General features: G+C 48.5%; 30 protein-coding genes. All 30 read left to right on the top strand.

What is annotated here, in order from left to right:
• Positions 1 to 274 precede the first annotated feature (274 nt).
• The gene (gene rplC / locus WD312_00310; protein MEX2563552.1) at positions 275 to 919 is read left to right on the top strand and encodes a 50S ribosomal protein L3; all 645 of its coding nucleotides are present in this window, start codon (positions 275 to 277) and stop codon (positions 917 to 919) included.
• An 11-nt stretch (positions 920 to 930) separates the two neighbouring features.
• Positions 931 to 1611, top strand: a complete 681-nt coding sequence (gene rplD / locus WD312_00305; GenBank protein MEX2563551.1) for a 50S ribosomal protein L4 — start codon at positions 931 to 933, stop codon at positions 1609 to 1611.
• 1 nt (position 1612) lies between these two features.
• Positions 1613 to 1975 (top strand): 50S ribosomal protein L23, encoded by a 363-nt coding sequence (gene rplW / locus WD312_00300; protein MEX2563550.1) that lies wholly within the window; start codon positions 1613 to 1615, stop codon positions 1973 to 1975.
• A 4-nt stretch (positions 1976 to 1979) separates the two neighbouring features.
• The gene (gene rplB, locus WD312_00295) at positions 1980 to 2819 is read left to right on the top strand and encodes a 50S ribosomal protein L2 (GenBank protein MEX2563549.1); all 840 of its coding nucleotides are present in this window, start codon (positions 1980 to 1982) and stop codon (positions 2817 to 2819) included.
• A 154-nt stretch (positions 2820 to 2973) separates the two neighbouring features.
• Positions 2974 to 3297: a 30S ribosomal protein S19 gene (gene rpsS / locus WD312_00290; GenBank protein ID MEX2563548.1), complete on the top strand. Its 324-nt coding sequence runs from the start codon at positions 2974 to 2976 to the stop codon at positions 3295 to 3297.
• Between the two features lie 21 nt (positions 3298 to 3318).
• Positions 3319 to 3735, top strand: a complete 417-nt coding sequence (rplV, locus tag WD312_00285) for a 50S ribosomal protein L22 (GenBank protein MEX2563547.1) — start codon at positions 3319 to 3321, stop codon at positions 3733 to 3735.
• 35 nt (positions 3736 to 3770) lie between these two features.
• Entirely contained in the window at positions 3771 to 4451 is a 681-nt protein-coding gene (rpsC, locus tag WD312_00280) for a 30S ribosomal protein S3 (protein MEX2563546.1), read from the top strand.
• A gap of 8 nt (positions 4452 to 4459) precedes the next feature.
• Positions 4460 to 4879: a 50S ribosomal protein L16 gene (gene rplP, locus WD312_00275; protein ID MEX2563545.1), complete on the top strand. Its 420-nt coding sequence runs from the start codon at positions 4460 to 4462 to the stop codon at positions 4877 to 4879.
• 54 nt (positions 4880 to 4933) lie between these two features.
• Positions 4934 to 5125 (top strand): 50S ribosomal protein L29, encoded by a 192-nt coding sequence (rpmC, locus tag WD312_00270; protein ID MEX2563544.1) that lies wholly within the window; start codon positions 4934 to 4936, stop codon positions 5123 to 5125.
• Positions 5126 to 5129: 4 nt separating this feature from the next.
• The gene (gene rpsQ / locus WD312_00265) at positions 5130 to 5420 is read left to right on the top strand and encodes a 30S ribosomal protein S17 (GenBank protein MEX2563543.1); all 291 of its coding nucleotides are present in this window, start codon (positions 5130 to 5132) and stop codon (positions 5418 to 5420) included.
• A gap of 9 nt (positions 5421 to 5429) precedes the next feature.
• The gene (rplN, locus tag WD312_00260) at positions 5430 to 5801 is read left to right on the top strand and encodes a 50S ribosomal protein L14 (protein MEX2563542.1); all 372 of its coding nucleotides are present in this window, start codon (positions 5430 to 5432) and stop codon (positions 5799 to 5801) included.
• A gap of 143 nt (positions 5802 to 5944) precedes the next feature.
• Positions 5945 to 6253: a 50S ribosomal protein L24 gene (rplX, locus tag WD312_00255; protein MEX2563541.1), complete on the top strand. Its 309-nt coding sequence runs from the start codon at positions 5945 to 5947 to the stop codon at positions 6251 to 6253.
• An 8-nt stretch (positions 6254 to 6261) separates the two neighbouring features.
• The gene (rplE, locus tag WD312_00250) at positions 6262 to 6810 is read left to right on the top strand and encodes a 50S ribosomal protein L5 (protein MEX2563540.1); all 549 of its coding nucleotides are present in this window, start codon (positions 6262 to 6264) and stop codon (positions 6808 to 6810) included.
• A gap of 291 nt (positions 6811 to 7101) precedes the next feature.
• Positions 7102 to 7287 carry a type Z 30S ribosomal protein S14 gene (locus WD312_00245; protein MEX2563539.1) on the top strand — a complete coding sequence of 62 codons (186 nt, stop codon included), beginning with the start codon at positions 7102 to 7104 and terminating at the stop codon, positions 7285 to 7287.
• A gap of 113 nt (positions 7288 to 7400) precedes the next feature.
• Complete coding sequence (gene rpsH / locus WD312_00240; protein MEX2563538.1) at positions 7401 to 7790, top strand: 30S ribosomal protein S8; 390 nt, start codon at positions 7401 to 7403, stop codon at positions 7788 to 7790.
• Positions 7791 to 7903: 113 nt separating this feature from the next.
• Positions 7904 to 8440 carry a 50S ribosomal protein L6 gene (gene rplF / locus WD312_00235; GenBank protein ID MEX2563537.1) on the top strand — a complete coding sequence of 179 codons (537 nt, stop codon included), beginning with the start codon at positions 7904 to 7906 and terminating at the stop codon, positions 8438 to 8440.
• Between the two features lie 5 nt (positions 8441 to 8445).
• A complete protein-coding gene (gene rplR, locus WD312_00230) occupies positions 8446 to 8790 on the top strand; it encodes a 50S ribosomal protein L18 (protein ID MEX2563536.1) in 345 nt (114 codons plus the stop codon).
• A gap of 23 nt (positions 8791 to 8813) precedes the next feature.
• The gene (locus tag WD312_00225) at positions 8814 to 9482 is read left to right on the top strand and encodes a 30S ribosomal protein S5 (protein MEX2563535.1); all 669 of its coding nucleotides are present in this window, start codon (positions 8814 to 8816) and stop codon (positions 9480 to 9482) included.
• Between the two features lie 30 nt (positions 9483 to 9512).
• Complete coding sequence (locus WD312_00220; GenBank protein ID MEX2563534.1) at positions 9513 to 9953, top strand: uL15 family ribosomal protein; 441 nt, start codon at positions 9513 to 9515, stop codon at positions 9951 to 9953.
• A 110-nt stretch (positions 9954 to 10063) separates the two neighbouring features.
• Positions 10064 to 11335, top strand: coding sequence for a preprotein translocase subunit SecY (gene secY, locus WD312_00215; GenBank protein ID MEX2563533.1), 1272 nt, complete (start codon positions 10064 to 10066; stop codon positions 11333 to 11335).
• A gap of 60 nt (positions 11336 to 11395) precedes the next feature.
• Positions 11396 to 11992, top strand: a complete 597-nt coding sequence (locus WD312_00210) for a nucleoside monophosphate kinase (protein MEX2563532.1) — start codon at positions 11396 to 11398, stop codon at positions 11990 to 11992.
• 2 nt (positions 11993 to 11994) lie between these two features.
• Positions 11995 to 12699: a UMP kinase gene (gene pyrH, locus WD312_00205; GenBank protein ID MEX2563531.1), complete on the top strand. Its 705-nt coding sequence runs from the start codon at positions 11995 to 11997 to the stop codon at positions 12697 to 12699.
• Positions 12700 to 12841: 142 nt separating this feature from the next.
• A complete protein-coding gene (gene map, locus WD312_00200) occupies positions 12842 to 13627 on the top strand; it encodes a type I methionyl aminopeptidase (protein MEX2563530.1) in 786 nt (261 codons plus the stop codon).
• Between the two features lie 46 nt (positions 13628 to 13673).
• Positions 13674 to 16547, top strand: coding sequence for a hypothetical protein (locus WD312_00195; protein ID MEX2563529.1), 2874 nt, complete (start codon positions 13674 to 13676; stop codon positions 16545 to 16547).
• Complete coding sequence (locus WD312_00190; protein ID MEX2563528.1) at positions 16540 to 16827, top strand: hypothetical protein; 288 nt, start codon at positions 16540 to 16542, stop codon at positions 16825 to 16827. The genes WD312_00195 and WD312_00190 overlap by 8 nt, the downstream gene beginning before the upstream one ends.
• Positions 16828 to 16984: 157 nt before the next feature.
• Entirely contained in the window at positions 16985 to 17281 is a 297-nt protein-coding gene (locus WD312_00185) for a hypothetical protein (GenBank protein MEX2563527.1), read from the top strand.
• A gap of 103 nt (positions 17282 to 17384) precedes the next feature.
• Complete coding sequence (locus WD312_00180) at positions 17385 to 20153, top strand: TraM recognition domain-containing protein (GenBank protein ID MEX2563526.1); 2769 nt, start codon at positions 17385 to 17387, stop codon at positions 20151 to 20153.
• Between the two features lie 99 nt (positions 20154 to 20252).
• Positions 20253 to 20855 (top strand): nucleoside-diphosphate kinase, encoded by a 603-nt coding sequence (locus WD312_00175; GenBank protein ID MEX2563525.1) that lies wholly within the window; start codon positions 20253 to 20255, stop codon positions 20853 to 20855.
• A gap of 331 nt (positions 20856 to 21186) precedes the next feature.
• Positions 21187 to 21642, top strand: coding sequence for a hypothetical protein (locus WD312_00170; GenBank protein ID MEX2563524.1), 456 nt, complete (start codon positions 21187 to 21189; stop codon positions 21640 to 21642).
• Complete coding sequence (locus WD312_00165) at positions 21614 to 22990, top strand: MBL fold metallo-hydrolase (protein ID MEX2563523.1); 1377 nt, start codon at positions 21614 to 21616, stop codon at positions 22988 to 22990. The genes WD312_00170 and WD312_00165 overlap by 29 nt, the downstream gene beginning before the upstream one ends.
• Positions 22991 to 23013 lie beyond the last annotated feature (23 nt).

Raw genomic sequence — 23013 nt, 5'->3', positions numbered from 1 at the left:
AACGGGAGCACAGGACTGCGATTTCTACAGCTTCTCCGAAGCTAAGAAATCGGGAGCATACTGCTTCGCAGATAAGCTCCCGACCGCTCCTCGCTTGCCGAAGTGAGTATTGATGTAAAGCTCGTCTAAATTTATTGTGAATCTGAGATAAAAATGGTACGCTTGGCGGCGGTCCACTTCTCTAAGGATGTGAATTCATTGTAAGGTTTGGATCATCAACGATGGTCTGCCTTCAACACCTCGTTCGTTTAGAGCGAAGGTATAATCTCGATGTATGAAATTTCTGCTAGGAACAAAAGAATATATGACTCAGATCTTCACCGAAGAAGGTGAAATGGTGCCGGTAACCATACTTCGTGCCGGGCCAGCTGTGGTTACACAGGTGAAGAGTGATACCTCCGACGGCTACTCAGCGGTTCAGGTTGGTTTTGGACGTCGTAAGGCACACACTACATCCTTGCCGGTCCGTGGGCACTCTAAAGCAGCGCTTGAAGCGGTTGGCGAAGATGCTGAGAAAACCAGCTTTCGATGGCTACGTGAGTTTCGTCAGGATGAGACGGAGTCATCTGCTTCAGTAGGCGATACACTCGATGTGTCAGTGTTTGCGGTTGGTGACGAGGTTCGTGTATCCGGTATTACGAAAGGTAAAGGATTTCAGGGTGGCGTGAAGCGTCACGGTTTCAGCGGAGCATCGAAGTCTCACGGTACGAAACACGCTCATCGTGAAGTTGGTTCTATTGGAGCAACCGGGCCTCAGCGTGTGTTTAAAGGTCGAAAGATGCCTGGACGAATGGGTTCAAACCGTGTTACGGTCACTAACCTCGATGTAGTGTATGTTGACCCAGAGCAGCAAGTGATCGCCGTTAAAGGGGCGGTTCCAGGTCGACGAGGATGTCTTGTTGAGATACAAGGTAAGTAATGATCTAATATATGAAGGCACCAGTTTATACACAAGCAGGCACTAAAAAAGGGGAGATCGACCTTCCCGAGAGCGTTTTTGGAGTTGCCTGGAACGGTGACTTGGTTCATCAGGTTGTTCTGTCTCAGCAAGCAAATCGTCGTCAGCACTTGGCTTTCGTGAAAGACCGAAGTGAGGTGAGCGGTGGTGGTAAAAAGCCGTGGCGTCAAAAAGGAACCGGTCGCGCTCGACACGGGTCTTCACGTTCACCTATTTGGCGAACCGGTGGAGTAACTCATGGTCCGCGCAACGAGGAAAACTTCCAGCGACAGATCAACAAGAAGATGAAACGAAAGGCGCTGTATACTGTGCTGTCACGCAAGTTTCGTGAAGGCGAGGTTTTGTTCGTCGATTCTCTTGTATTTGATGAGGCAAAGACAGCCGAGGCCAAGCGCACACTTGAAGCGCTTGGCGGTGTGAAGGGCTTTGAAAGCCTTGCAACAAAACGAAAGAACGCCGCATATGTTGCGGTAGGATCAACAACTCCTGGTGCAAAGCGCAGCTTTCATAACTTTGGAAACGTGCAGTTTGACGAGGTGCGTAATCTGAACGCAACCGATGTTGCTCAGTACAAGTACGTGATCATCTCTGACCCTGAACAGGCGCTTAAGGTGCTTGAGGGTTCAGTTGAAAGTGAGACTTCAAACACATAACATGGCTTTATTCGGATCAAAAAAACAGGAAGGCAAAGACTCGAAGGCAGCTACCAGTGCTTCTGATGCTGCTAAGCGCGCACTTATGCCGGCAGTTGAGGATGTGCTTATGCGACCTCGTATTACCGAGAAGGCGGCGATCGGTACCGGCGATAATGTGTATGTATTTAATGTGAGACCGGGTACGAAGAAGCCGGAGATCGCTGCCGCAGTACGGCGGGTGTACGGTGTAACGGTGACGAAGGTTAATGTCGTCACAATACCTACCAAACCGGTTTCACGACGAGGTATTCGCGGTGTTAAGCGCGGTGGAAAGAAGGCTTATGTTTATTTGAAGAAAGGAGACAAGATCGAGTTAATGTAGAATTATGAAGCACTATAAACCTACAACACCATCACGACGCCAGATGACCACCGCATCCACACGAGGTGTGCTTACGGCATCCAAGCCACTCAAGTCTCTTACAAAGGGTAAGCGAGGCTCAAGCGGTCGTAATGCTCACGGACGGATCACTTCTCGTCGTCGAGGTGGTGGTCACAAGCGGCGACATCGGGACGTCGACTTTGTAATGGAGAAGGTTAATATTCCAATGACTGTTCGCACGGTTGAATATGATCCGAACCGAAGTGCTTACATCGGTCTGGTTGTGTATGCGGACGGAGCAAAGCGGTACATTGTACTTCCGCAGAGCGTTTCTGTAGGCGACCAACTGCTCGTCTCTGAACAAGCGCCGTTGAAGCCTGGCAATCGATTGCCGCTGAAGAATATAGCTATTGGTACCTTTGTATACAACGTGGAGCTCAAGCCATATGGCGGTTCACGAATCGCCCGATCAGCCGGTATTCACGCTGAGGTGGCTGCTAAAGAAGAGGGATTTGTGCACGTTAAGATGCCGTCGAGCGAGGTTCGACGGGTTCCATCCGGTGCCTGGGCGTCTATTGGTGAAGTGTCGAACGAGGAACATCACCTGGAGACGATCGGTAAAGCAGGACGAGCGCGCTGGATGAACCGCCGACCGAAGGTAAACGGTCGTTCGATGAACGCCGTTGATCACCCGATGGGTGGTGGTGAGGCACATGCGCGAGGTGCACGCAAGCGACGCAAAAGCAAGTGGGGCAAGCCGGTCAATGTTGGTCAGAAAACCCGCACCTCGAAGAAATATTCTGATAAGAATATTGTTTCCCGAAGAAAGTCTAAAAAGCGCTAGAAAACGGTTAATTTGCGCTTGACTTCATTCATTGCTCTGGTAGGATAGCATGAGCTCGAGAGGGCATTTTTATTTAGGGTATACTTTACCGCTGATAGTAGATTCCTTTCTCTTCTATACTATAAGCTGCAAGTTATAACCTATAAGCTAATTCATGACACGATCACTTAAAAAAGGACCATACGTTGACCCCAAGCTCTTGAAAAAGATCGAAGGGAAAGACCCAAAACAGGTTGGGGTTATTAAGACATGGTCACGCGATAGTCAGATCGCACCGGAAATGGTTGGCTATACCTTTGGTGTTCACCAAGGAAAAGTGCATGTAGATGTTTTTATCACCGAGGATATGGTTGGTCATCGTCTCGGTGAATTTGCGCCAACGCGTAAGTTCATTCGTCACGGTGGAAAGATCCAGAAAGAGCTTGAGCAGCAGAAGAAACAGAGCGCAATAGCCGCGGCACAGGCCTCAAAGGCGTAGAGCGCTGTGTAGAATAGTATTATGAAAACAACAACCGCAAAGTTAAAAAACCTTAGGATCGCCCCGCGTAAAACACGGCTGGTGACAGATCTGATCAAAGGTAAGTCAGCCGATGAGGCGGTTGCTATTCTGCGTTTTACCACAAAGCGTGCGGCTGAACCGGTGAGAAAGCTTATTGAATCTGCTCAGGCAAATGCCCGACAGCGCGGTATTGACGGGCAGCTTCGAGTTAAGGAGGCAACAGTAAATGACGGGTTGATCCTTTTCCGCCGAATGCCGGCAGCTCAGGGGCAGGCGAAGGTCATTCGCAAGCGCAATTCTCATGTTTTTGTTGAGCTTGAAGAATTCGTTTCCAAAAAAACCAATAAGAAAGCTGAGACAAAGAAAACTGAAAAGAAGGCACCTAAAAAGAAGACTACCGCAAAAGCAGCTGCTTAATTTTATACGATCTACGAATTACTAAGTATTGATATATGACTCACATTGTTCACCCATATTCACATCGCCTCGGTATTCTCCGTGACTGGAAGTCACGTTGGTTTGGGGCGAAAGAAAAATACCGTGAATACCTTAAAGGTGATCTTTTGATCCGTGAGTTTTTGAAAAAGCGGCTTGCGAACATGTATGTAAGCTCTATCAACATCGAACGCAACGAAAAAGAGCTTACGGTTATTGTTGAGTCGTCACGTCCGGGTGTTATTATCGGTCGTAACGGTGAGGGAGCGGTCAAGATCAAGAAAGAGATCGAAGCAATGCTTCGTCGCAACCAAGTTCCGGTTACCGCAGAGTTAAAGCTTGATGTGAAAGAGGTTCGTTCTCCGGAGTCAGACGCGGCTATTGTTGGTCAGATGATCCGTGAGGGACTTGAGAAGCGTATGCCGTTCCGTCGGGTGATGAAGCAAACAGCCGAGAAGGTTATGGCGAATAAAGATGTGCGTGGTGTGCGAATCGAACTATCCGGTCGATTAGGTGGCGCAGAAATGTCACGAGTAGAGAAGACTCAGCAGGGGCAGATCCCACTTCAGACATTTCGCGCGGATATTGATTACGCACTTATTGAGGCGTGGTTGCCGTACGGACACCTCGGTATAAAAGTTTGGATCTATCGAGGTGAGGTGTTCGAAGAAGATCAGCGTTCAGTCCGAAGTGTATAGCTTTTAGTATTATGTTTCCCAAAAAAGTAAAATTTCGAAAATGGCAAACAGCGCGCAAGCACCCTGCAAAGCGTGGTATGGCCAGCCGTGGTACTGAAGTAAACTTCGGTGCGTACGGCATGAAAACGGTCGACCATGAACGGATAACATCGCGTCAGATCGAAGCAGCTCGTAAAGTGCTGTCTCGAAATGTTGGCAAAATGGGTAAGGTCTGGATCCGTATATTTCCGGATATGCCGTTTACCAAAAAACCGGCGGAGGTGAAGCTTGGTAAGGGTAAGGGTGATCCGGAAGGGTACTGTGCCCCGATCAGTCCCGGTCAGGTACTGTTTGAGGTCGACGGTATCTCAGAAGAGGCAGCACGTGAGGCTCTTCGAAAGGCTGGCACAAAGCTGCCGGTGCGCACGAGGTTCGTGGGCCGACACTAAGGAGCGTGTAAAGTTGCTTGTAACGTAATTGTGTGATAGCTTAAATTTCGATTTATGTCCCAGCAGAACTATACAGATATGGCCGAGTCCGAACTCGGCAAGGCATTGAATGAAAAGCGCAAGGAACTGCGTGAGTTTCGTTTTAATATTGCCGGGACCAAAACACGAGACGTGAAGGAGGGGCGCAATCTTCGTAAAGATATTGCTCGAATACTCACTGAGCTCAACCAGCGCGTCACATCTTAATCATATGGAATCTACAACGGCACAACAGAATACAGGACGCACTCTGGAAGGGGTGGTTGTATCAGATGTGAGCAACAAAACGATCGTGGTTGAAACTACTCGTTTTGTGCAGCACCCAAGGTACAAAAAGTACATTGCGCCGAACAAGCGTTACAAAGCACACGATGAAAAGAACGAGTGCCGGGTAGGTGACAAGGTGACCATTCAGGAGTCGCGACCGATCTCAAAGGACAAACGTTTTGTCGTTGTGAATCGAGTGCCGGTAGAAACCGATAACACGTCGTCCGAAGAATAATATACTTATATGATCCAAGAAGGCAGCATAGTAAAAATCGCAGATAACTCAGGCGCTCGCATCGGCAAGGTGTTCAAGGTTCTTGGTGGATCACGTCGCCGGTATGCGCGAGTCGGGGATCTGGTTGTGCTGGCGGTTCAGCGGGCAGAGCCTCGTAAGCAGGTAAAGAAGAAAGCGGTTATGCGAGCGGTTATTGTTCGCCAGCGGGACGCCTATCGACGAAAAGACGGCTCGTATATCCGATTCGATGAGAATGCGGTTGTATTGGTTGATGATAAAGGAGTTGAGCCTATCGGTGGCCGTATCTTCGGACCGATTCCGCGCGAGATAAGCGAGAAGGGTTTTCAGCGTATTGCGTCGCTTGCGCCGGAGATCTTGTAAGCAAACCTTGCTTCGACGGCGCTCGGACACAACGGGAGCACAGGACTGCGATTTCTACAGCTTCTCCGAAGCTAAGAAATCGGGAGCATCCTGATTCGCAGGTAAGCTCCCGACCGCTCCTCGCTTGTCGAAGTAATCGATATATGAAAATCAAAAAAAATGACAACGTAATAGTGATAGCAGGCAAAGACAAGGGCACCGTAGGTGTCGTGTCTAAAACGCTGTCTGCTGAGAACAAAGTGGTCGTCGATGGTGTTAATACTAAGAAAAAGCATCAACGATCGAAGGCGTCGAACAAGCACGGCGAGATCATTGAGATCGATCAGCCGATCGATGTATCAAATGTTGCTCTTGTTGACCCGGATTCCGGAAAACCAACCCGCGTTGGTTATAAGACAGACGATAAAGGGAAAAAAGTTCGGATAAGCAAAAAAAGCGGCAAAAGTATTTAGTTTATAGTATGGAATCAGTAAAACAAAAACAACAAACCGCGTTTGACGCACTGAAAGACCAATTCGGTTATACTAATCGAATGGAAACGCCTCGTCTGGAGAAGATCGTGGTCAATATCGGCACCGGTTCAACTAAGGACAAAGAGAAGATTGAGATCATTGAGGATCGATTGGCCCGTATCACCGGACAGCGACCGGTGCGGACATTGGCAAAGCAGTCGATCGCAGCATTCGGGCTTCGTGAGGGTACGCCGGTAGGCTACCAGGTAACACTGCGTGGCGAGTTAATGTATAACTTTCTCGATAAGGTTATTCACTTGGCGATGCCGCGCATGAAGGACTTTCACGGCATTCCAACAAAGCCGATCGATGAGATGGGCAACTACACGCTTGGTATCCAGGAGCACACTATTTTCCCGGAAACCAGTGATGAGGAGTTGAGGAATGTCTTTGGAATGGGTATCACGATCGTTACTACCTCGAATGATCGCGAAACTGCTGAAGGGTTCTTCCGACACCTTGGATTCCCTTTCCAAAAGGAGGAAGTTAAGGCGTAGTCTCGCGTTGACATTGGGTACATGTCCTGCTAGGATGGCGGGAGCTTATTGAAAAGCCTTGTCTCGATCCAAAGTTGCAGACAGATTCGTGGCAGAAAACGGTGCCGAAGTGATAGACGCATAGTATACGTCTATCAGTGAGAAACCGTTTTATGCCGGATATGTCTGTGACGACGATCGAGGATAGCATGCAAGCATGCTCCTCATTGTTCTGGACAAGCTTTGAAATAAGCGCGGCTCGAAAGGGCATTTTTATTTGGAGAGCTAGAAGGAAGAACAAACGAAGTATCTATGGCACGTAAAGCACTCATCGCAAAATCAAAAAAGACGCCAAAATACTCAACTCGAACAATTCGACGATGTGTTTTGTGCGGTCGAGTTCGCGGGTACATGCGTGACTTTGGATTGTGCCGCATCTGCTTTCGTGAGAGAGCGAACCGCGGTGAAGTGCCCGGTATTAAGAAAGCAAGTTGGTAAGCAAAGCTTGCTCTAACTGCGTTCGGACGAAATGTGAATGCTGACGCATTCCCGTTTCGCTCCTCACTTGTTAGAGTAAGCAAAGCTTGCTCTCAATAACAACGAATTCATCTATGGATCCTATCGCTGACATGCTAATTCAGATCAAGAACGCGAACACCGCCGGAAAGCCGTCGGTGACTATTCCGTATTCGAAGCTGAAGATGGCAATTGCGGAAACACTTGCTAAGCACGGGTACATTAGTGGTGCTGATCACAAGGGGAGCCAGCCTACAAAGGTGATCGAAATTCACATGAGTCAGGACGAGCAGGGTAAGAGTGCGATCGAAGGAACGAATCGTATCTCAAAGGTGTCTCGTCGAGTGTATGAGAAATCAAAGAACCTTCGACCGGTCCGCCACGGCTATGGTCACGCGGTCCTCTCAACTCCTCGAGGAGTTATGACCGCAGAGGAGGCTCGTAAAGAAAATGTTGGTGGCGAGATACTGTTCACCATCTGGTAACAGTAACCGTTTAGGAATTAGGCTTTTTGTATTAAGCTGATACCTCCTGTGAGAGGATGTGTCTCAGGATCTACTACAAAAAGCCTAGCGCCTAGCGCCTAGAACTTAAAATTATGTCCCGTATTGGTTCACAAATTATAGAAATTCCTTCTCAGACTGAGGTTGCTCAGGATGATAACGGTGTGCTTACGGTAAAAGGTCCGAAAGGAGAGCTTTCGCGATCCTTTAAGCCCTCTATTGCTATCACTATTGAAGATAGTAAGGTTACGCTTGCTCCCAAAGGGAGCGGTAGTCAGGTTCGCGCTCTCTGGGGCACATATGCATCTCATATCGCGAACATGATCCAAGGAGTAAACGAGACCTTTACCAAGAAACTGATAGTTGAGGGTGTTGGATTTCGCTCAGAGGTTCAGGGGAGCAATTTGAAACTGACTATCGGTTTTTCTCACCCCGTTGTGCTTCCGGTACCGGAGGGGCTTACTGTTACCGCAGCAGATAATATTATTACGATCAATGGTACTGATAAGGAGCTTGTCGGTCAGTTCGCTGCTCGTGTCAGAAGCACGAAGAAACCGGAGCCGTACAAGGGCAAGGGTATTCGTTATGAAGACGAAGTTATCCGTCGCAAGGAAGGTAAGACAAGCGTTTAATACATATGGCACCTACGATCCACACACAACGAGAACGACGTCGACGGCGTATTCGCGCTAAGGTGGCGGGAACTGCTGAGCGGCCTCGATTGGCTGTGTTCAAGTCAAACACGGCTATTACAGCTCAGTTGATCAACGATGAGGAGAGCCAGACGATCGCTTCTGTGACCACGCGTGGCAAGAAAGAGGCGACCGGCGTTGAGCGCGCCGCCGCTGCGGGCAAAGAACTTGCCGAAGCAGCGAAGAAACACAAGATAGACAAGGCGGTGTTCGATCGCGGAGGTTATATTTACACCGGTAAGGTCAAGGCACTGGCTGACGGTGCTCGTGAGGGCGGCCTCACGTTCTAAATACTGAGTTCTAAATTTATATTATGCCAACAGCAAGTACTGACAAGAAAACAGAGACAACCACATCACAGAAGCCTGTGTCCGGTAAGGCCGGATCTCGCGGCGGCCAAGGTGCGCGCGGTGGTGCTAAGGGCGGGCGTAAAGGGCGTGGAAGAGGTCGCGGTCGCGAAGAGCGGGCAAAGCCGGAGTTCGACCACAACGTACTGGATATTCGTCGTGTGACACGTGTGGTATCAGGAGGCCGTCGATTTAGCTTCCGGGTAACACTTGTTGCCGGTGATCGGAAAGGGCGTATTGGGGTGGGGATGGGTAAGGCCGGTGACACTCCGGTTGCGATCGAAAAAGCGTTTCGTAACGCAAAGCGCAACATGATAACGGTGACAACCACGAAAGAAATGTCCATTCCGTGTGAGACAGAGGCGAAGTATAGCGCCTCAAGAGTGTTATTGATGCCATCACCCGGAAAAGGGATCATCGCGGGAGGAGCTGTTCGACCGGTTGTAGAGCTTGCCGGACTGCAGGATATCAGTGCAAAGCTTCTTTCAAGAAGCAAGAATAGTTTAAATAATGCCCGTGCTACAGTTGAGGCGTTAAAGAAACTTCCGGCTGTGAAAAAGAGCGGTGGCGAAGATAAAAAAGAACAAACAACAGAAAGCGCGGCTTCAAGTGATACGAAGAGCGATATAAAATAAATTTGAGGCCAGTGGTCAGAACCTAGTATTATGCAACTTCACGACATTCAACGAAATCATCCAAACCAAACCAGCCGCCAGGTTGGGCGTGGTGGCAAACGTGGTAAAACCTCCGGTCGTGGCACCAAAGGTCAGAAGGCACGGGCAGGCCACAAGATCCGTCCGGAGATACGCGACGAGATGAAGCGTTTGCCTAAGCTGCGCGGTCGTAGCACCCATCGCTTGCTTCCTCGAAGCGAAGCGTCGGCAGTTGTTAACCTTGATGTGCTTCAAGAGGCATTCAAGAGCGGTGAGAGCGTGACGCCGGACGTTTTGGTGGAGATGAAGTTAGTTGCCCCGGTTAGGAAAAAGGTTCCGATAGTGAAGGTGCTCGGACGCGGTGATCTGAAGAAGAAATTGGTGATCACCGGCTGTGTTGTCTCGGCGACAGCTCGCGAGAAGATCGAGGCAGCGGGTGGTACAGTAGAGTAGAAGTCGCAATAGGGAAAGTGTTCTTAAAGCCCAGACCCTCCCCCAACCACTTTAAGAACACTTTCCTATGGCTCTGGAGGATGGAGGAAAGAGACTATATTACGTAAGCTATGCAAACCTTTTTTACAAAAATCCGTCTCATCTTTGAAGACACAACTCTGCGCGGCAAAGTTCTCTTTACGCTCGGTATTCTTATTTTATTTCGAATATTGGCTACTATCCCGATCCCGGGTATTGACGCTAGGCAGTTAGAGAATCTTTTCTCCAATAACCAATTCCTCGGACTTCTCAATATATTTTCAGGAGGTGGACTGGCGAACCTCTCTATTGTAATGCTTGGACTTGGTCCATACATTACTGCATCTATCATCATGCAGTTGATGACCGTGATGTCGCCCAAGGTAAAGCAGCTGTATCACGAAGAAGGTGACGCCGGAAGACGCAAGTTTGGTCAATACACACGAACACTGACTGTGCCGCTGGCGTTCATTCAGTCTTTTGGATTTTTAACACTCCTTTCAAACCAAGGAGTTGTTCAAGGTCTCGGCACGTTTGACACGGTCACAAACGTGATCGTTATTACCGCTGGATCGCTATTGCTGATGTGGCTGGGTGAGTTGATCACTGAGTACGGAGTTGGTAACGGTGTATCTCTTCTGATCTTCGCCGGTATTATCGCCGCCCTTCCGGGTGCTGTTGGCGATCTGTACCAAACGTTTGATACCACTCAGTTGCCGATGTACATTGGCTTCGCTATTGCCGCGTTCGCGGTCATATTAGCGGTAGTGATCGTAACCGAAGCCGAGCGGCCGGTGCCGATCACGTACGCGAAGCAGGTGCGCGGCATGAAAACATACGGCGGTGTTTCAACATATCTACCGCTTCGGTTAAATCAGGCCGGAGTGATCCCGATCATCTTTGCGCTTTCTATCCTGTTGTTCCCGCAGATGATCTTCAACTTTTTGGCCGGAGTGAATAATCTATTTATCGCTAATATTGCCCAGCAAGGTCTTGAGCTTATGGAGATCGGTTGGTTGTACGCGGCGTTCTATTTCCTTTTGGTGATCGGTTTTACGTACTTCTACACTGCTATAACTTTCGATCCTGATAAGATTGCGACTAATCTTCAGAAATCAGGAGCGTTTGTGCCGGGCATTCGACCCGGACAGGCAACCGCCCAGTATGTCGGGTCTATTGTGACACGACTGACGCTGGTGAGTGCAATGTTTTTGGGTGTTGTTGCGGTATTGCCACTGGCACTGCAGTCTGCAACCGGCAACCCTATGTTTGCGATCGGTGGTACGGCACTGCTTATTGTCGTGTCGGTTGTCGTTGATATGGTGAAGAGAATGGATGCCCAAGTAAGTATTAGACAGTATTAGTAAACAGCGCCTCTCGGGCGCTGTTTCTACGTTGAGTTTTACTAATAAAATATAGTAAGCATGGACCCACAAACGTTTATTTTTGCCGGCCCGTCCGGAAGCGGTAAAGGAACACAGGTAGAGTTGCTCAGAGAAGCTCTTTCAAAGGCAGACGATCGAAAGCAGTTTCACTTTTATACCGGCGACCACTTCCGAGCGTACATGAAAAACCAGGCAGATACCTTGGCTGCTCAAATCTCGACCGAGATAAACAGCGTAGGCGGACTCCAACCTCCATTTCTAGCTATTTGGCTTTGGGCAGAGGAGTTGGTAAAGAATTTCACTGGCGAAGAGCATTTGATAATCGATGGAACACCACGAACAATAACTGAGGCTCAGGCACTTGATTCAGCCATGAAGTTTTATAAGAGGAAAAAACCTCAAATTATTCTTATCGATGTAAGTGTCGAAGAAGCAAAGCGACGGCTTCTGGAGCGGGCGCGCACTGACGACACCGAAGAGGGCATCTCTAATCGTTTGAGCTGGTACGAAAGCGAAGTTAAGCCGGCCATTGATATTTATCGGGAAGATGACTATTATCAGTTCCATGAGATCAACGGTGAACAATCAGTAGAGGAGGTTCACCAGGAGTTAATGGGATCACTAGCGCTTGTCTAAGTATGTCATCAGAATCTGAAACAATTGTCATTTCACTCGGAGGATCACTCATTGCTCCTGACACTGTCGATTCAGATTTTGTGAGGCAATTTGTAGATCTCGTTTCATCGTTTACTGATCAGGGTAAACGATTTTTTATTATCACCGGTGGGGGAAAGGTTGCGCGACGGTATCAAGAGGCTTTGTCCCACATTCGGAGTGTAGAAAATACAGAATTGGACTGGATAGGTATTCACGCTACACGTCTCAATGCGCAGTTCCTCAAAATGGCGTTTGGTGACCGGGCACACTCGGATATACTGTTCGATCCGGAAAAGGAGATTGTACGGCCGAATGAACCGATCACGATCGGTGCCGGCTGGAAGCCGGGCTGGAGTACGGACTATGTTGCAGTCCAGTTCGCTAAGAAGTTCGGCGCCAGAAGAGTATTGAACCTTTCAAATGTTGAGTATGTATATGATAAGGATCCAAATGAGCATGCTGATGCGGTAAAGATAGAGAAGACAGACTGGGCCCGGTTCCGCACCCTTTTGCCGACTACGTGGGACCCCGGTCTCAGCGCGCCGTTTGACCCCATTGCCGCAAAAGCAGCAGAAGAATTTGACCTTGAAGTAGGCATTTTAAACGGTCGGATCGAGAATGTACGTGATTACTTCGAAGGTAACAATTTCGTCGGCACGGTGATTCGAAACGATGGACGTGTGTAAAATAAAATATTAGAGTTATATTAGAGTTAACTCTAATATAACTCTAATATTTTATTGACTTTTTCTTTTTGGACGTGGCTGTCTGTGCTAGATTGTAGGGAGTATTCGGATTGTGACAGCAAAGACGTATAATACATAGATCATGATTCAACTAAAAACACCTGCCGAGATCAAAGAACTGCGCGAAGGAGGAGGGCGGCTCGCTCAAATTTTATCGACGCTCGCCGAAGAAATAGGGCCGGGAGTAACTACGTCGTCCATTAATGAGCATGCTCATGTTCTCGCCGAAAAGCATGGCGGTACGCCGGCGTTTTTCAAGTACCAACCTTCGGGTGCCCCTCGTCCGTATCCGGCCGCGTTGTGTGTATCCGTCAACGACGTGATCGTTCACGGCATACCCAATGAGAGGGATTACACTCTTCAAGAAGGAGATATTGTAACTATTGATATGGGGCTGGTATATAATGATCTGATCACCGACTCAGCAGTAACGTTGGGTGTGGGAAAGATCGACCCGAGTGCCGAAGATCTTTTGCGGGTGACGCGGGAATCACTGGAGCATGGTATTCAGGCGGCGGAGCAAGGCGCAACAACCGGTGATATCGGTAGCGCGATCGAGACATTCGTGCGCCCCCATGGCTACGCACTCTCGCGTGGTCTGGCCGGCCACGGTGTCGGCCACGAGGTGCATGAAGAGCCGTTTGTGCCAAACACCGGTACGCCGGGGCACGGCGAGCGCCTTGAGGCGGGACTCGTGATCGCGATCGAGCCAATGCTCACAATGGGTACGGATGATATCTCAACCGACAGCGACGGCTTTACTATACGAACTGCTGACGGATCTCTTTCAGCTCATTTTGAACACACTATTGCTATAACTGAGAACGGTCCGGAGGTGCTGACCCGAGTGCCTGACACAACAGAATAAGTTATCCTCATCATAATAGGCCTTCATTTGATATACTTACCGTAGTATGACATCTCCAGAAAAACCGGAAGGCCGACCGGTAAACATCAACCGTGAAAAGAAACTCGCTATTCAGCATGAGTCGGGGAGGAAGCGAATCCCTGACGGGTTTCAGGAGCAGTTGTGGAATGTGGAGGAAGCCACTGTAGAAAGCATCCATGCTGCAATAGATAAAGCTGCTGATTTTAATGATGATGAAAAAGAAAAGTGGAATGAGTTTATTGATGAACAGGTAGAAAAAAATATTTCTGATTTAGATAAGGATATCGAGCTTGAAGAGATGAATCCACAACCGGGGTCGCTATATCCACTATTGCGAACGGCGATCGAAAATAAACGACAGCAACTAAAAGAAAAGCTTGCACAAGAGAAAGAAAACGAAGGAGGAGAAAATAAAGAAAAGCATGGTGGTATACATGCATGGACTCGCGCCGTGCCGTTTCATGAATCACCCGACGCTAAAGAGGCACGGGAGCTGGTGCGGCCCGTTCGTCGTCATAACCTACAGAAACCACCGAAGAGTGAGGGCAGAGAGCGGTCTTTGGGTAATGAAACAAATCAAAATACAGGGCCAGAGCCAGAGGAAGAGAAGACTGATGACCTGTTAGAGAAACAAGAATTTACTAAAATTCCTGATGGGGAAACGGTTCCCGCAGGAGAGCACTGGATCGTAGAAAATTTGGAAGATGTTCATGTGACCGTTGAGGCGGGTGCCTTACTCACTGTGCTTTATAATGCCCGAAGGTCAACGATATATGTGAAGCGACGTTCGCAGGTCAGGTTGCCGGATGGTGAGCATGAGGATGTTGTTATTGATACTACTCCGCCCTCAAAGAAGGGTGGGCCGCGCGGCGTGCAAGAGAAACCATGGATGAAAGACGGACCGTTCTATGAATTTGATAGGATGAAATATCCGTCCCCACAAAAGATCAAAGATACTATTTATGAGGTAGGTCCGATAGCAAGAGAGTACGTTACAACCATAGAAACCGATCCCGAGGATGTACAGGTATCGCCTGACGTTATATGGTCTGCGGTGAGAGAGGATCTTGGTAATGAGGTGGTACGTAGGACGCCGCCGCTTGGCGCGCTTCGACAAAAAGTGCAGGAAGTTATTGATAAAAACAAAGCGCAGACCGTTGCTGATCTTGAGGTTGAAACAGGAGATGTCGAGGGAGGAACGGGGCATCAAGAGTCGACACAGCCAGATACTGATGAAGCTGCCGAGATTAAGCTGGATCAGCCTTCTTCCGGAGGGCGCGGTAAGATCGTCTGGCCGAATCGTTTTAGTGAACAAGGACAGATGATGAGATGGGACGAGTGGGAACAGCGTGGAGATAAAGAAACAAGTGAGAAAGGGGAAAAAGTACAAGAAAAGAAAGGGCCAACAGAACAGTCAGCCGAAGGGGAGCGCAAAGGGTATGGACCTGAAGCGTTTGAAAACATGGTGAATCCCACTCGAGAAGATGTGATCGACGCGGTGTTGCGGATCGACGCGGATCAGTTTCCGCACTCATTGAACAAACGACGTGTGTTCAGCTCGGTGTATGCTGCGTTAAGTCGGCGAGACGAAAACAGACTCACAAAAGATGTTCCTGCTGAGATACAAAAGTGCGTGAAAAACGTAATAGCCCTCGAAAAGCAGATGCGCGAGAAAATAGAAAGGGGGGCGGAAGAGAAAGCCGAGCCGGACAAAGACAAGGAGAAGGAGTTGCCACGAGAACCTCAAAAGAAAACCGACTACAACGCGCTCTTCGAGGAGGATAATATGATGGGCCGTGAGGCTGGCGGTTTGAAGGAGTCTTCGAAAGAAGGTGCTCCGGATGGAGAATCTGGTGTAGAAGGTACTCCGGGTAACGGGGAGAGTAGGGCTGAATCCGTGCCGGTGAGTTTGGAACAGATGTTCGATGAGCTTGGTGAGCAGGTCGGAATTTCTCCAGAACAGCTGGAAAAAGGAAAAGAGTATTTGAGAGCACTCGCCGAGAGTAATCCGGAACGTGCTCAAAAACTTGAGGGTATCACTCAGCGATATACTGAATCTATCGCGACGGTCGCACGCAAGGAGATGCAGGTTAAGGAGCTCTTGAAACGACACAAGCTTCTGGATGATGCGCAGAAGCCAATGGAATTTCTTAGCGGTGTCGGGTTCATGCTTCCGGTCTTCGCTCTCTTCTCTAAGAAATACAAAGCACAGCAGGAAGCTCAACGAACCGTGCACGACGTTCTTGGTATCGGTGCGTGGCGTCGAAAGGATGTACGAGAGATACGCGCTGAGATGCGACTCGTTCAGCTGGAGCTTCAGGATCGCGGCGAGTGGCCGACCAGATCAGATAGAATAGAAGGGTCAGAGCGCGAAGCTCTTCACGAAAAGTTCCAGAACCTGCGGAGGAAAGCGGCTGATATGGTCACTGGAGCTCGACAGGTTCATGATACTGCCGGTGAGTCTTTTGCTGAAGCGTATCACACACTGAGTCAAAGTGAGGCAAGTGAAATGAGCGATAAAGAGAAGGAAGCTCTTAAGGCTCAAGCCCGTGATATTGCAGCAAAGAATGAGCTAACTTCTGAAGAGAAAAAGTTCCTGAAGGAATACTACGAGAAGTTGTTTTTGCCGCTAGTGAAGGAAGATGTGAGGAATACTGTTTTGAATACTCCGGTGCATCCTTTCTTCGGAAACGGTCTTTCTGCCAGGTTGAGACGTGTTACTGATCGAGCAGAAGGAAAGGATGCAGCGACCGTGCGAAGGTACCGCGATGAGGTTGTAGTGGCATTACGCGAGATGCTTGAGGACGAGAAACTCGCTGAAGATGAATGCCGTGATTGTAAAATAGATATCATAAACGAACATATTGCCCGTATCGATAAGCAAAATAAACATGAGTAACACTGTCACTCAAGATGTTAAAGCGCTTCTAGAACAAGAGAAGTTTGACGAAGCGAAGGTCGCGATCCAGGAGCTGGTTTCCCGGCCGATAAGCGATAAGGAGCAGGGTGAGCAGGTGGTGAAGATGCTGGTCGCGTATATGCAGTATATGACCGATCTTAATGAAGAGTACGCCGAAACACTCGATGAGGCTATGAAGCTTCTGGGCGATATTGATAAGCAGGAAAGTGAGGCGATGGCAGAGCTGGATCGGGAAGAAAAAAAGGCCTCAAATTCATAAATAAGAGAATATTCGAGAGGATTTAACGGCTCACATGTAATGTGAGCCGTTAAACTTTTAGATTGTCACACTAGGTTATCCCCACCTTTCTTTACTTTACTGATTTCTTTGTTAGAATCGTTGACTAAGTTATCAGAAGCAAATAACATTTGGGCACATGAGTATCGATGGAATGTCATTAGATAAAGGTGTTGAAGTTTACGAAGGCACGAAAGCAAATATTGAGATGCTTTTTGAGCTCTATGATCACAGGACGCCTGATCTAGATGAGCTCATTGCGGAATCCGGTAAGAGTAAAGAAGAGATCATGGGTCTGATCAAACAGGCCGGAGAGGAAGGGGATTCTAAGCTTCAGGATATGGCAAAAGTGTTGGATGAAGCGTATTTCGGGGGAGAATTGTTCAGTGATGAAGAAAATCCTGATGAGACGGATTACGACAAAGATGATGAGTAAATGAAAATAAGGTAAATAAAAACAGCTCGGTGCTACCGAGCTGTTTTTATTTGAATGGTTTTCAACATACGGTTGCGCGGATCTGCGGTACAATAGGGAGGTAATGGAAGATGCGCACCTAAAAAAACCGGAACAGCCGTTTCGATCTTTGAGCGAAGAGCGTGAACACCTCCGGCGTGAGGTGGCGGAGCGTGAGCGCTCATACGCTGAAGCAGGCAAAGATACGGATGAGGCGGCAAATGACGTTGTTCGTGAATACCGTGCAGAGAGCGCGGACGGCGTCGTGATTCGTCAGTTCCAAGAATCAGACGAGGGTGCTGAAAAGATCGCGCTTGACCTTGCGCCGGAAGAGCACGATACACAGATGGCCGAATTCATTGAGATGGTCCACGAGAAGGGGGTTAAGAATACGCTGGCGATCATCGAAAAGATGAATAATCCGCACCTTGAGGACGACTTCCATCGTTTTTTGGTGGAGTACCTTAGAGAGGGGTATAGCATTAATGGCTTGAAACCCAAGTCCCCGCTGGCGCGCTCGCTTCGGCATACGCTCTATGAGGTCGTTCTTCCTCGTGAATACAACGAGGAAGACAATCAAAAACCTCTTCAAGACCTGCTCTCGTCAATGGAGCAGTTCTTTGCCGGTATGCGCTCTGCAACCCGATCTGAGACCGGGCAGTCGTCATTCACGATTGAGCTTGCGTTGCCGGACAGTGCCGATGAGTATAGTTTCTATGTCTCTGTGCCGAGCGAGAAGGCCGAGCTTTTTCATAAGCAGATCCTCTCGGTGTATTCAGACGCACAAGTACGCGAGGCGCCGGACGACTACAATATTTTTAATTACGAGGGTGCTACCGCCGGTTCGGTTGCGGTCTTTGAGCATAATCCCGCGTATCCGATCAAAACCTATGAATCGTTCGATCACGACCCGATGAACGTGATCCTCAACAGCTTTACGAACGTTGACCGCGATGGTGAAGGTGCGGCGGTACAGATAGTGATCTCCACGGAAGGAGTTGCGAATATTAAAAGCAAATATGACGAGGCAATTTCCGCGATAAAGAAAGGTGTGTCGGTAAACGATGCAACAAAGAATGCGATGCTTAATGTGGTCGGCGAGATGACTCGAGATGTTGCGAGCGGCTTCTTTGAATTTTTCTCTAGTTCAACCAAGAAAAAGGACGACGAAAAACAGGATGAGCCGAAAGAGGTTGATCAAAACGCTATAGAGCAGATCGAGACAAAGATCGCCAGCCCATTGATGCGCACTAACATTCGTCTGATCGCATCGTCTCGCACGCAGCACGAGGCTGAGACGATCCTTTCAGACATGGAATCAGCGTTCAATCAGTTCGAGAACACCAACGGTAACACGTTTGGTTTTCGGCGTATGAAGCGGGGCAAGATGCAGAAACTGATCAATAATTTTGCGTTTCGTAAATTTGAGGATGCGTCCAGCCTTCCGCTTAACACGACCGAACTTACGAGCATTATTCACTTTGAGACTCTGGGTCTTAAAGGGCCATCTCAGCTTAAAGAGACTAAAGGGGTGAGTGTGCCGGCTCCGGCGGGACTTTCAAAAGAAGGGATCCTTTTGGGCGTGAATAAGCACCGAAATCAGGAGCAGGAGATAAAGATGAGTGCCGATGATCGTCTGCGTCACTTCTACGTTATCGGTCAGACCGGTACCGGTAAGACCACGTTGTTGAAAAATATGATGGTGCAGGATATACAAAACGGGGAAGGTCTCTGTTTTATCGATCCTCATGGGGCTGATGTCCAGGATGTTCTTTCGGCGGTCCCCAAAGAGCGTATGCAGGATGTGATCTACTTTGACCCTAGTTATACCGAGCGACCGATGGGTCTCAATATGCTTGAGTACGATCCGGCACACCCGGAGCAGAAGACGTTCGTGGTCAATGAGCTTTTCAAAATATTCCAGAAACTATACTCGAGCGTGCCGGAGTCGATGGGGCCGATGTTCGAACAGTATTTTCGTAATGCGGCGATGTTGGTTGTGGAACATCCGGATAGTGGGAACACAATGCTCGACATTTCACGAGTTCTGACTGATGATGCGTTTCGTAAACAAAAGATCGCCAATAGCAACAACTCAGTGGTTAACCAGTTCTGGGAGGAAGTAGCCGGCAAAGCAGGCGGTGAGGCGAGCTTGCAGAATATCGTGCCATACATCACCAGTAAGTTCGATGTCTTTATGTCAAACGACATCATGCGACCGATCATCTCTCAGGAATACTCGAGTTTCAATTTTCGTGAAGTAATGGACAGCCGAAAGATCCTTTTGGTGAACCTGGCGAAGGGAACACTCGGCGACTTGAACGCGAACCTGCTTGGACTTATTATTGTCGGCAAGATCTTAATGGCAACACTCTCACGGGTTGACCGGTACGGTAAAGGTGAGATCGATCCGTTCTATCTCTATATTGATGAGTTTCAGAATGTAACAACTGATTCTATTTCAACGATCCTTTCGGAGGCGCGTAAGTACAAGCTCAGCCTTAACGTTGCTCACCAGTACATTGCGCAGCTTGACGAAGGAATTAAAGACTCTATCTTTGGTAACGTGGGTTCAATGTGTTCATTTCGTATTGGTTCGGATGATGCAGAGTTTCTTGAGCATCAATTCCAACCAACCGTACATTCGCAGGACCTCATGAACGTGCAGAATCGCAATGCCTACATTCGTATGCTGGTCGGTGGTGAACCGGTCAAGCCTTTCTCGATCGCGACCCAGGCACCTACAGAGGGTGATTACGAACATGCTGAGAGAATGAAGCAGCTCTCGTATCTGACGTATGGCGAAGATCGGACAGTTGTAGAGGAGATGATCCAAAAGCGATATCGGAAATGATCAGTATTCCGTATACTGGATACGCTAGGAAAATGACGCAGCATGCGTTAGTATGTCCATATTCATTTGTAAGAATTTGTATACGTAATTAAATCTAGTATGGCTCATCACAAAGATGAACGAACATTCGTTATTATAAAACCAGACGGTATTCAGCGCTCACTCGTCGGAGAAGTGATCAAGCGGTTTGAGCGCGTTGGGCTGAAGATTATCGGACTCAAGTTTACCTTGGCTGACGAAAAGAAGCTTCTCGAGCACTATAACAAAGATGATGCGTGGTTTACTGAAAAAGGTGAACGGATCGTTGAAGATAGAAAAAAGGCCGGACTGCCGATCGAGGAGGAGGCGATCGAGTACGGGCGAAATATTATCAAGGTTCTTATTAATTACATGACCTCAGGTCCGGTTGTTATGTTGGCGCTCCAGGGCAATCAAGCAGCTGCAGTGGTTAAGAAGTTGGTGGGAGAGACTGAGCCGGCTACATCTGACGTGGGTACCATTCGCGGAGATTTTACGGTAGATTCGTATGCTATTTGCTCATCAGATGATCGAGCAGTACGTAATCTTATTCATTGCTCGGATTCACCGGAGGAGGCAGAGCGAGAAATCGAGCACTGGTTCTCTAAGGATGAATTGGTAAGCTACCGACTTATTCAAGAAGAGATACTCTACGATGTGAACCTTGATGGCATTCTCGAATAGTAATTGAGAGATGTGCAAAATACGGCCTTAATTAGCCGTATTTTTGTTTTTGCGATTACATCCTGCCGGGTGTATAATATAAGTGGGTCCTTTGAGGTCATATTCTCTAGCTAACACGCTTTTAGGGAGTTCAATATCACCACGCTGTGATGCATCTCTTCGGAGAAACAGATCGGCGCGTGTTGCGAGCACCCACCTGGCATCTCTGCTAGGGTAGTAGCCTTGAAGGATCCAGAAAACCTGCCACTCACGTGGTAGGTTTTTCTTTTATTATGTGGTTCAAGAAGAGGTGTTATTGGGGCAATAGTGAGGACGTGGTACCATAGAGTTCATGAAACGACATCCATTCCTGCTTTCATTTGTTGTGCTGCTTGCCGTTACAACAACGGTTCACTTTACCGCTCAACAGTATTTTCTTTATTATCATTTTGTGTGGCTCGATCTGTTCGTGCATTTACTGGCCGGTGTCGGATTAGGGATACTTGTCTTATGGGTGCTGTTGTTCTCATCGTGGGCACCCTTGAGGTATCGTGCGCCGTGGCAGTTTGTGATGACCAGTATAATCTCTGTGCTTGCTGTAGGTGCTCTCTGGGAGCTTTTTGAGTGGTATACCAGTACGAGAGGTCCGGCTGCTAATATTGTGCTTGATACAACACTTGATATGCTCATGAATCTGCTCGGAGCTATTTTGGCCGGTTGGTATGTGTGGCATTTTCACCCACGATCTACACCCACTACGCATCATCACGATCCTTTATATGAACCAGGCGACACTGACATTCTATAGCGGCGTTGAGCATGTTACTGGCGCTAACTTTTTGCTTGAGTATGGAGATTTTAGTGTGCTTGTTGATTGTGGGCTTGTTCAAGGTAGCAGAGAAGCGGACCAGCTCAATCGCGAGCCGTTTGCGTATGAGCCGGCATCTGTTGACGCGCTGTTCGTCAGCCATGCTCACATCGATCACATCGGGCGCATTCCAAAGCTTGTACGGGATGGCTTTCGTGGCACTATCTACTCAACCGGGATCACGAAACGTATTGTTGAGATAATGTACGAGGACGCGCTCGGTATTATGGCGTATAAGCAAAAGGACGACGGCACGGCGCCTCTGTATGAGAAAAATGACGTGGCTCGCGCTCTCTCCCAGTGGCAGGATCTTAGGTATCACGAGCCACATTTACTTGCAGATGGCTTGTCTGTTCAATTCAAGGACGCCGGGCATATTATTGGCTCGGCTCTTGTTGAGTTTACGCTTGAGGGTAAGACAGGGCAGAAGAAGCTAGTGTTTGCCGACGATCTCGGTAATTCCCCGTCTCCGCTTTTGAGAGATGCTGAAAAGATTCCCGGTACCAATTACTTGGTTATGGACAGTGTGTATGGCGATCGGCAACATGAGTCGGCGAGTGAGAGGGATGAGAAGTTCCGCCGGATCGTTAAAGAAAGTATAGAACGGGGTGGAACGTTGGTTATACCGGCGTTCTCGCTCGCGCGTACTCAGATCGTTTTGCATGAGCTAAATCACATGATCGGTGAAAACATAATTCCGTCAGTACGAGTATTTCTTGACTCTCCGTTGGCGATCAAGTTGACTGAGATCTATCGTAGTATCGTGAAGCCCTATAATGATGAGATACAAGGTGATATTGCTGACGGCGATGATGCGTTCTCGTTTCCAAATCTTAAGATGACCGAACGGGTCCCTGAATCAAAAGCCATAGAGGATGCACCGAACCCAAAGATAATTATCGCAGGCTCAGGTATGTCGACCGGCGGACGCGTGCTCCACCACGAGCTTGACTACCTGCCGGATCCGAACAGTACGCTGCTTCTGGTCGGGTACCAAGCTGCCGGTACGCTTGGTCGGCAGATCGAAGAAGGGGCGAAAGAGGTTGAGATATTCGATCAGCGAATTCCTGTTCGAGCAAGAATAGAGAAGATCGGCGGCTACTCATCACATGCTGACCAGGACCAGTTGCTGGACTTTGTTGATTCAGCAGCCGAAACGCTCGAAACGGTTTTTCTGGCAATGGGAGAGCCAAAATCCTCAAGCGTACTTGCTCAACGTATCAACGACGAGATCGGTGTAAAAGCGATCTGCCCGCAGCAGGGGAAGAAGTACACGCTTGATCTTTAGATATATTTGATTGAACTACGTAG

The sequence above is a fragment of the Candidatus Paceibacterota bacterium genome, assembly GCA_040905715.1.
GTDB lineage: Bacteria > Patescibacteriota > Minisyncoccia > Phycocordibacterales > CSBR16-193 > JBBDHZ01.
Note: the sequence above shows the minus strand (reverse complement) of the source record. Positions and strands in the feature narration are given on the sequence as shown.

What these genes read in the sequence shown, in the direction of transcription:
- WD312_00225 (MEX2563535.1), top strand. Translation starts at nt 8,814, where the DNA reads ATGCCAACAGCAAGTACTGACAAGAAAACAGAGACAACCACATCACAG.
- rplB (MEX2563549.1), top strand. Translation starts at nt 1,980, where the DNA reads ATGAAGCACTATAAACCTACAACACCATCACGACGCCAGATGACCACC.
- rplC (MEX2563552.1), top strand. Translation starts at nt 275, where the DNA reads ATGAAATTTCTGCTAGGAACAAAAGAATATATGACTCAGATCTTCACC.
- pyrH (MEX2563531.1), top strand. Translation starts at nt 11,995, where the DNA reads ATGTCATCAGAATCTGAAACAATTGTCATTTCACTCGGAGGATCACTC.
- rplN (MEX2563542.1), top strand. Translation starts at nt 5,430, where the DNA reads ATGATCCAAGAAGGCAGCATAGTAAAAATCGCAGATAACTCAGGCGCT.
- rplE (MEX2563540.1), top strand. Translation starts at nt 6,262, where the DNA reads ATGGAATCAGTAAAACAAAAACAACAAACCGCGTTTGACGCACTGAAA.
- WD312_00165 (MEX2563523.1), top strand. Translation starts at nt 21,614, where the DNA reads ATGAACCAGGCGACACTGACATTCTATAGCGGCGTTGAGCATGTTACT.
- WD312_00175 (MEX2563525.1), top strand. Translation starts at nt 20,253, where the DNA reads ATGGCTCATCACAAAGATGAACGAACATTCGTTATTATAAAACCAGAC.
- rplV (MEX2563547.1), top strand. Translation starts at nt 3,319, where the DNA reads ATGAAAACAACAACCGCAAAGTTAAAAAACCTTAGGATCGCCCCGCGT.
- rplD (MEX2563551.1), top strand. Translation starts at nt 931, where the DNA reads ATGAAGGCACCAGTTTATACACAAGCAGGCACTAAAAAAGGGGAGATC.
- WD312_00190 (MEX2563528.1), top strand. Translation starts at nt 16,540, where the DNA reads ATGAGTAACACTGTCACTCAAGATGTTAAAGCGCTTCTAGAACAAGAG.
- map (MEX2563530.1), top strand. Translation starts at nt 12,842, where the DNA reads ATGATTCAACTAAAAACACCTGCCGAGATCAAAGAACTGCGCGAAGGA.
- rplX (MEX2563541.1), top strand. Translation starts at nt 5,945, where the DNA reads ATGAAAATCAAAAAAAATGACAACGTAATAGTGATAGCAGGCAAAGAC.
- rpsH (MEX2563538.1), top strand. Translation starts at nt 7,401, where the DNA reads ATGGATCCTATCGCTGACATGCTAATTCAGATCAAGAACGCGAACACC.
- rplR (MEX2563536.1), top strand. Translation starts at nt 8,446, where the DNA reads ATGGCACCTACGATCCACACACAACGAGAACGACGTCGACGGCGTATT.
- WD312_00170 (MEX2563524.1), top strand. Translation starts at nt 21,187, where the DNA reads ATGAAACGACATCCATTCCTGCTTTCATTTGTTGTGCTGCTTGCCGTT.
- WD312_00185 (MEX2563527.1), top strand. Translation starts at nt 16,985, where the DNA reads ATGAGTATCGATGGAATGTCATTAGATAAAGGTGTTGAAGTTTACGAA.
- WD312_00180 (MEX2563526.1), top strand. Translation starts at nt 17,385, where the DNA reads ATGGAAGATGCGCACCTAAAAAAACCGGAACAGCCGTTTCGATCTTTG.
- rpsC (MEX2563546.1), top strand. Translation starts at nt 3,771, where the DNA reads ATGACTCACATTGTTCACCCATATTCACATCGCCTCGGTATTCTCCGT.
- rpsS (MEX2563548.1), top strand. Translation starts at nt 2,974, where the DNA reads ATGACACGATCACTTAAAAAAGGACCATACGTTGACCCCAAGCTCTTG.
- WD312_00245 (MEX2563539.1), top strand. Translation starts at nt 7,102, where the DNA reads ATGGCACGTAAAGCACTCATCGCAAAATCAAAAAAGACGCCAAAATAC.
- WD312_00210 (MEX2563532.1), top strand. Translation starts at nt 11,396, where the DNA reads ATGGACCCACAAACGTTTATTTTTGCCGGCCCGTCCGGAAGCGGTAAA.
- secY (MEX2563533.1), top strand. Translation starts at nt 10,064, where the DNA reads ATGCAAACCTTTTTTACAAAAATCCGTCTCATCTTTGAAGACACAACT.
- rplW (MEX2563550.1), top strand. Translation starts at nt 1,613, where the DNA reads ATGGCTTTATTCGGATCAAAAAAACAGGAAGGCAAAGACTCGAAGGCA.
- rpmC (MEX2563544.1), top strand. Translation starts at nt 4,934, where the DNA reads ATGTCCCAGCAGAACTATACAGATATGGCCGAGTCCGAACTCGGCAAG.
- rplF (MEX2563537.1), top strand. Translation starts at nt 7,904, where the DNA reads ATGTCCCGTATTGGTTCACAAATTATAGAAATTCCTTCTCAGACTGAG.
- rpsQ (MEX2563543.1), top strand. Translation starts at nt 5,130, where the DNA reads ATGGAATCTACAACGGCACAACAGAATACAGGACGCACTCTGGAAGGG.
- WD312_00220 (MEX2563534.1), top strand. Translation starts at nt 9,513, where the DNA reads ATGCAACTTCACGACATTCAACGAAATCATCCAAACCAAACCAGCCGC.
- WD312_00195 (MEX2563529.1), top strand. Translation starts at nt 13,674, where the DNA reads ATGACATCTCCAGAAAAACCGGAAGGCCGACCGGTAAACATCAACCGT.